7 protein-coding genes and 1 pseudogene are annotated in these 7,183 nt (G+C 71.0%); 3 read left to right on the top strand and 5 right to left on the bottom strand.

Annotation, left to right across the window (positions count from 1 at the left end; genetic code table 11):
- The 4 genes and pseudogenes from AB0F38_RS31500 to AB0F38_RS31485 all read right to left on the bottom strand — a co-directional run.
- A pseudogene (locus AB0F38_RS31500) lies at positions 1-183 on the bottom strand (glycerol-3-phosphate acyltransferase); the annotation flags it as partial.
- Complete coding sequence (locus AB0F38_RS31495; protein ID WP_361900850.1) at positions 167-1,051, bottom strand: class I SAM-dependent methyltransferase; 885 nt, start codon at positions 1,049-1,051, stop codon at positions 167-169. The gene AB0F38_RS31495 and the pseudogene AB0F38_RS31500, both read right to left, overlap by 17 nt.
- Positions 1,048-2,196, bottom strand: coding sequence for a YcaO-like family protein (locus AB0F38_RS31490; RefSeq protein WP_361900848.1), 1,149 nt, complete (start codon positions 2,194-2,196; stop codon positions 1,048-1,050). Before AB0F38_RS31490 ends, AB0F38_RS31495 begins: the two co-directional genes overlap by 4 nt.
- A complete protein-coding gene (locus AB0F38_RS31485; RefSeq protein WP_361900846.1) occupies positions 2,183-3,469 on the bottom strand; it encodes a TfuA domain-containing protein in 1,287 nt (428 codons plus the stop codon). Before AB0F38_RS31485 ends, AB0F38_RS31490 begins: the two co-directional genes overlap by 14 nt.
- A gap of 417 nt (positions 3,470-3,886) precedes the next feature.
- Here AB0F38_RS31485 and AB0F38_RS31480 point away from each other — a divergent pair, with 417 nt between their 5' ends.
- Positions 3,887-5,179, top strand: a complete 1,293-nt coding sequence (locus AB0F38_RS31480) for a hypothetical protein (protein ID WP_361900845.1) — start codon at positions 3,887-3,889, stop codon at positions 5,177-5,179.
- A 257-nt stretch (positions 5,180-5,436) separates the two neighbouring features.
- On the opposite strand, the gene AB0F38_RS31475 is transcribed toward AB0F38_RS31480, so the two are convergent.
- Positions 5,437-5,682 (bottom strand): hypothetical protein, encoded by a 246-nt coding sequence (locus AB0F38_RS31475; RefSeq protein ID WP_361900843.1) that lies wholly within the window; start codon positions 5,680-5,682, stop codon positions 5,437-5,439.
- A gap of 175 nt (positions 5,683-5,857) precedes the next feature.
- On the opposite strand from AB0F38_RS31475, the gene AB0F38_RS31470 reads away from it, so the two are divergent.
- Positions 5,858-6,187 carry a hypothetical protein gene (locus tag AB0F38_RS31470; protein ID WP_361900841.1) on the top strand — a complete coding sequence of 110 codons (330 nt, stop codon included), beginning with the start codon at positions 5,858-5,860 and terminating at the stop codon, positions 6,185-6,187.
- 69 nt (positions 6,188-6,256) lie between these two features.
- The gene (locus AB0F38_RS31465; protein ID WP_361900839.1) at positions 6,257-7,174 is read left to right on the top strand and encodes a DnaB-like helicase C-terminal domain-containing protein; all 918 of its coding nucleotides are present in this window, start codon (positions 6,257-6,259) and stop codon (positions 7,172-7,174) included.
- The last annotated feature ends 9 nt before the right edge of the window (positions 7,175-7,183 follow it).

Here is a 7,183-nt window from a genome sequence, read left to right as displayed (position 1 = left end):
GGTGGGCAGTTCGATGTCGGGGAAGTAGCCCGGGTTGCGGTGGGTCGTGTTGATGCCGTCGGCGATCTCGGCACGGCGTGCGTGGACGATGACGTCGGTGCCGGCGTCGGCCATGATCTTGGCGACGGCGGTGCCCCAGGACCCGGCTGAGAACACGGCCGCACGGTTACGGGGCTGGCTCACTGCGGGTCCTCTCGTCGGGTGTGGGCCTGCCGCCGTGGCGGTCGGGCGTGTCCATCCTATCGGCCGGGCCGGGTGTCTCAGGGGTGTCGGCGGGGCGGTGCAGGGTCAGCAGGACGGCGCGCCGTCCGGGCAGTGTGGGCAGCATCTGGCGGGCTTCGTTCAGCATGTTCGCGGCCTGTGGCTCGCCCAGTTCGCGTCGCAGGTTCTCCGCGTGGGCGGCCCAGAGGCGGTAGAGGCGTTGCCACATGGCGGGTTCGTCGGGGCGCTCGTCGACGTGCTCGACCGTGAGGCCGGCGGCAGCGGCCTGTTCGGCCCATGAGGGTGTCCTGCCGCGGCGTATCGACCGGGTCATGACGAGCCGGCCGCCGGGGGCCAGGATCCGGCCGAGTTCGCGCACAGCCTGGTCGCGGTCGGTGGAGCGGCCGAGGGCGTCCACGCACACGATGCCGTGGGCGCTCGAGTCGGGCAGGCCGGTGCGGTGGAGTTCGGCAACGCGGAAGTCGGCGTGGGCGGTGGCATCGCCGAGGAAGTGGGGGCGGCGGGTGGTCGCCTGGGCGACGGCGACCGGGGAGAGGTCGAAGCCGCAAAGGCGTACGGCGAGCGCGCGGGCGAGCCACAGGCCGACGCCGCCGGTTCCGCACCCGGCGTCCACCAGGAGCTGACCGGGAGACATGCGCAGGCGGGCGGTCATCAGGGCGAGCAGGGGCCAGTCGCAGGAGCTGGAGGCGGCGACCTCGCCCGGATAGTCCTCGCCCATGGCCGCGGCATACAGGCGGGCGGTCAAGCCGGTGCGGGCGCGGGCGATGTGGAAGGCGTCGTACGCGGCAGAGCGTCCGATGTCCGGTAGGGGCGTCGTGGTGGGGTTCATCGGGGCATCGACCTCCTGATGCGCGAACGTGCCCCGGGACAGATGACCTGCACGGCCGGAACAAGAGCGTCGGGGACGGACAGGTCCAGGGCCACCGGCTCGTGCCCGGTGACGGCGGCGATACGCCGGGCCGCCGCGCGGGCCTGGGCGGCGAAGCCACCGTCGAGCACAACGTACGGCGCGCTTGCCTCCGGCCACGGCGTGAGCCCCGTCCGCATGCCCGAGGGAAGGGAGGTGGCCTTCGGGCTGCCGACCTCGCCGGGCAGGTCGTCACGCATTCCGGAGATCGCGGTCAGGCGGGACTGGGCGGCCTCGGTCAACGCCCTGCTCAGCGCGATCGCCGGATCGTGGTGGCAGCCGCCGCCGGCGAAGACGACCGGGCAGTCCTCCGACCAGAGGTAGGCCACGCACACCGGCAACCCGTACGGACCGTCCACGAGCGCGATCTCCAACGCCATGCCCGCGCCGACGATCCGGTCGATCAGTCCCCGGCCATAAGGGTCGTCGACCGTTCCCGGATCGACGAGAGAGCGCCGGCACCCGCCCACCTGCCCGTCCCGATACAGCACATCCCGCTCGACAACCTCGAACAGGGCATGCAGCAGCGCCTCCTCCCGACTGTTCCCACAGGCCAGACCGGTACTCGTAGCGCGCAGCAGATCCGGGCACCACGCGGGCCGCTGCGCCCGGCGCCGGACCAGGTCGACCGGCAGCAGTGTGGTGGCCCCCGTGACCAGGCCGGTGCCGGGCGTCCACTCCCACACGACCCGTGCCAGGGTCTGCTCGGGAAGGGGGACGATGAGTGGCAGCGCCCCGATCGGGCAGCCGGGGGCGATCTCGGCTGCCGGGCCGTGCGCGGTGACGGGCAGCGGCTGCTCGACGTGCCACAGCTCGATCGCCTCCATGACCGCGGACAGTTTCGCCAGCAGGTCGGTGGCGCCTTTGCCCTGGGATGTGCTCAAGGTCTGTGAGGCGGGCCGGATCGCCGTCCACACCGGCAGCCCGATCACGTCCAGGCCGGTCAGGTCCGCGACGCGGGTGATGCCGTAGCGGGGCAACTGCCCGGCCAGTGCCTCCCAGGTCTGCTCCGGGGGCCGGGCACGCACCGTGCCCGGCAGTACCACCAGGCTGTCAACGCCCTTCACGGGATGCCTCCGTCCGTTCGTCCGACAGGCTCGTCTTCGTGTCGCCGACCTCACCGATCTCTTCCAGCAGGCCTGGCACGAAGCGCTTGGCCGCGTGGACGGCGCGCGCGCCGCTGACCAGTCCCCGCGCGGACGCCTCCGCGTCGAACTCCTGCTGCGGGCACCGCCACACCCGTAGGAGGAGCCGGCGGGTCAGGTCCTCGCGCACCGCCGCGATCGAGAACCCGGGCTCGCGATGGCGGGCGTGGTCGAGGGCGCGCGCGTAGTGGTCGACGGAGCGGCGGTCCTGTTCGCTCTCACCGGCAAGCAGGAAGGCCACGGTGTGTGCGTCGCGCAGGTCGAGGGACGGGTGGAAGATCCGGTCGGCCGTCAGGCTCCCGTCGGTGACCTCGGCCAGCCGCTCGGCCAGCGGACGGCCCGGCTCATGGGCCGGGTGCAGGGAGCGGTGCTCCAGGTAGTCCGCCCACGTCTTTCCGAACGCCGGGGCGAAGACCTGCTGGTAGAGCACGCGGTCCTCGGTGGACAACTCCAGTCCGTCCACCCGCTCCCGGGCGAAGGTGTTGGACCAGCGGCTGAAGTACGCCGACTCCCAGACTTCCGGTGGCAGCGGGCCGTCGGTGGACGGCTCGCGACCGTCGCGGGCAGCGGTGACGGCCATGAGCGCGTCGGCGCGCTTGATGTCGCCGAAGTGCCGGTCCTGGGCGCGCTGCGCCGACAGCCACCGGACGAATTCCGCACCGCCCGCACGGTCACAGACGGCCCGTACCGCGGCCATGGTGCGCTGCGGGTAGTAGACCGCGCGCAGCACTTCCACCAGCCGGCCGGCATGCTCGCCGTCGAGGACACCGGCCGCGACGGCCAGGTCCAGGGAGTACCGGAGGTTGACCATCGGCCAGGTCAGCGCGGCCCGGTCCCCGTCCGGGGCCTGTCCGACCGCCACCTCGTCGTCGCCCGCGATCTCCCCGCAGGCGTACGCGGCGTAGACGGCACCGACGCCGCGCATGCCGAACGGGGCCAGCTCGGCGGCGCGCAGGGCCCCGATACTCGCTGCCCCGATCACTCGGATTTCTCGGCCCATCGCCGCGAGGATCTCCTTGTGCCGCAGCGCGGGTGCCTGGTGGAAGACGCCGTCGATGAGCACCACCGTGTCGCCGCCTTGGATCGTGTCGGTGAACAGGTCGCCGTGCTGGGCCGGCGGGCACACCCGTACGCCTGGAGCGGCGAGCGGCGGCGCGGACCGTTCCAGCGTCGGCCCGACGAAGATATGAATCACTGCGACCTCCGCGGTGCGGTGGGAGGAGGGGGCGCCCCTCCCCGGGCCGGCCGGATGGGCGGGCGCCGGGGAGGGATGTCTGGGTCAGGACGTGCGAGCCGGGACTACTCCTCGTCCTCCACGTCAACGGCGACGACCACCGTGCTGGTGATCTCCTGGGTCTCCTGCTCGGACCCCGCAGTGCGGGCGGCGGCCTGGGACTTGGACACCATGAGGGGTTCCTCCGTAACGATCTGCGGCCGCTCGGCACGACCGCGGGCAGCCGCCAGTGAAGCCGTGCCCGCCCATGCCCGGTAACCCCGTCATGGGGCCCCCTTCATGGGGGTATCGTCCGGGCCGCAGGGCCTGTCATCCTGCGGTGTCGAAGGGGGACCTGTGGATGATTTACGGCCGTCGCCAGCCGGAATCCCGCATCGCGTGCTCGAGGATCCGTCCTTCCGCCACGCCCTCCGGCACCGCGACTTCACCACCGTGTTCGCCATGGCCCACGGCCACGGGATCTCGTTCAACCGGATCGGCGAGGCGTGCGGGATGAAAGCCGAGCGCGCCTCCAAGATCGCCCGTGGTGAGGCGACCGTGACGGCACTGGACACCGTGGAGCGGGTCGCGGACGGTCTTCGGATTCCTGGTGCCCTTTTAGGACTGGCTGCGCGACCCTGGGAGCACAGCTCCCCGACACCGCACCCGGAGTCCGACGATGGAGACGACCCCATGAACCGCCGCCAGCTCCTGCGCGGCGCGCTCGCCGCCGGCCTCACCACCGCGGCGCTCACCGCCCTGACCGACTCCCGCGAGTCGGTAGACCTCGCGCTCGCCGCCGACACCGATCCGGCCGACCTGTCCGACCTGGAGGCAGCCGCCGAAGCGTACGGCTACGGCTACCACGGCCAGGCCCCCACCCGCGTCCTGGCCGACCTCGTCGACGACTTCACCGGCCTGCGGCCCTACCTCGACGCACCACAGCCCGTAGCCACCCGTATCCGTGTCTGCCGCACCACGGGACAGATGGCCGGAATGATCGCGATCGTGCTCCACGACCTCGGCGCTCGCAAAGAGGCACGGAAGTGGTTCGCCACCGCGTCCACCGCCGCCCGGGAATCCGGTGACCGCCACCTGCACGCATGGGTTCTGGCCCGCGAGGCGATGGTCCCCCTCAACTACGGAGCTCCGCAGGCTGCCGCACGCCTGGCCGAACAGGCCCGCCAGGCCGCCGGAAGCCACCCGAGTGCCGCGGCAACCCTCGCGGCCGCCGTCGCCGCCCGCGCCTACGCCCTGTGTCACCAACCCGATCAGGCCCGCCAAGCCGTCCACGCCGCCGATGCACTCATGGAACGCCTCGACGCCGCCGAGCGCGCCGACACGTGGCTGACCTACAGCGAACAGAAGCACCACGTGCACCTGTCCCACGCCTTCACCACACTCGGCAACACCCTGCGGGCCCGCCAGAGCCAACAGCGCGCCCTGGAACTCTCCACGCCCACGAGCACCATGACCAGGTCCCTGCTGACCATCGATGCGGCCGGCTGCTTCCACCACGACGGCGACACCGCACAGGCCTGCCGACAGGCCGTCACTGTCTTGGACGGCCTACCGGCCGCCTTCCGCACCGGTCTCGTGCACCACCGTGCCAAGGACCTGTACCGCTCCATCCCCGCCCGCCACCACCACGAAGCCGCCGTAGAGGAGCTACGCGACGTTCTCGCTGCCTGATCCTCTGTCCCACGCCGTCCATGAGACTAGAGGTAAGGTCAGCCGGACGCGAAGGACAAGTGCTACTGGTCGCCGTTGCACATAACGGGCCGTGCCGTGGTTCTGTGGCCCGCAGCTCACCGCACCACTCACCCCCTCCAGCTCGTCGGCGCCGACGGCATCCTCTCTCGAGGGTGAGGTGAATCCATCCGCAGCACAGCGTGGCCAGTGCCATGATGAGCGGGCCGTCGCTGCTGGGTGCAACGAAGCCTCAACCACTACAGGTGGCTGACCCACCCCTTCACCGCAGGCCGCTCGCCGACGGCAGCCGCGTAGGTGATGACGTCGCCGACCCGATCCGCGTCCTCGTGCTGCCCCGCCAATTCCAGGGAGGCAGACAACACACCGAGCGCAGGGACCGTGCCCTCAGTGATCTCGCCCGTGGCGTACAGCCGACTGACGACACCGCCGTCACGGTGCGCCCGCAGGGTCTCGCGCACGTCAGCATCGTTCAGATCGCTCATGCCAGTCAGCGTAGAGAGCGACCGCGTGGGATGGACACGGTTTGGGCCGTAGCGGGAAACACATCAAGCCGAGGTGCAGGGCATCCCTGTAGGTTGCCGCGCCCGCTTGGACACTCGCCGACCTGATGCCCGGTGTGAGAACGGTGCGGACATCGTGACGGGCGAGGAGTGCCGGTTGTGCGCGGTTCGGATCGCTGACTGGGAGGCTGTACGGGATCGCCAGCGGGCGGAGAAGCGGCCCACGGGCACGAACCCGGCCGTGGTGGGTGCCGGTTCGCCCGACACGGCGCTGCCGCCTCAGCGGGCCGCCCCGGAGCCTCGCACCGAACAGGATTGGCGGTCCCAGGCTGCCGTCGAGGAAGAGGCGCGCCGCAAGACGGAGTGCGACGGCCGTGACGGCATGTGCGGCAACCAGCTCGCCCCCGGCCAGATCTTGTGCCGGACCTGTGCCGACGAGGCCGCGGAACAGCACCTTGAGAACGCGGGCGCTGTCGCCCCGTTCTGACACCCTGTCCGGGCCGACCATCGCGGTCGGCCCGGGTGGACCACCGCCCATCAAGTCCCAGGGGGGACCATGACCGACACCACCACGGACCGAATCGCCGAAGAGCCCGCACCCGACAAGCCCAGCGTGATCGGAGACCTACTGGGAAACCTCCTCGACGCCGCAGCGAACATCGTCGAGGACCCCGCCACCCACACCAGCCTCCGCGGCCTCCGTACCGGCTTCCGCGACCTCGACCTCGTAACCGGTGGCCTCACCCCCGGCTCCCTCACCGTGATCGCGTCCCGCCCCCAGGTAGGCCGCACGACGCTCCTCACGGACATCTGCCGAAACAACGCAATCAAGAACAACATCGCCACGGCGGCGTACTCCCTCGAGGAGAGCGGAGAGCTCTTCCTCATGCGGGTCCTGGCCGCTGAAGCACGCGTAGCCCGGCACCACATCATCTGCGGGACCATGACCGACGAGGACTGGACCCGGATGGCCCGGCGGGTCCCCGTCGTCTCCGCGGCCCCACTCCACGTGAAGACACCCGGCCGGCTCACCATGGCCACCCTTGAAGCCGAAGCACGGGAGCTCGTCGAGGAACACGGCGTGGCCCTCCTAGCCGTCGACGGAATCCAGGACATCCGGCCGGCCAAGCGCAGCGACCTCCGCGAACGCGAGGTCGGCGACGTCGTCCGTGACCTGAAGACCCTTGCCCGGGAACTCAACATCCCGGTCGTTGCCACCAGCCACCTGAACCGCAACCCGGAATACCGGGCCGACCGCCTCCCGATGCTGGACGACCTCCGCGAGTCCGGCGCCATCACGTTCGCCGCGGACACGATCCTGCTGCTCCACCGAGAGGACGCGTACACCCGCGACACTCCGCGGGCAGGTGAGGCCGATCTCATCGTTGCCAAGCACCGGCAGGGCCCGACCTGCATCATCACCGCCGCGTTCCAGGGGCACTACGGGCGATTCGTCGACATGGCGGAAGTCTGACGGCCCAGT

It is taken from the genome of Streptomyces sp. NPDC025273 (genome assembly GCF_040638585.1).
Classification (GTDB): Bacteria; Actinomycetota; Actinomycetes; order Streptomycetales; family Streptomycetaceae; genus Streptomyces; species Streptomyces cinereorectus.
The sequence above is the reverse complement of the archived record's forward strand: the minus strand, read 5'-3'. Positions and strand labels throughout refer to the sequence as shown.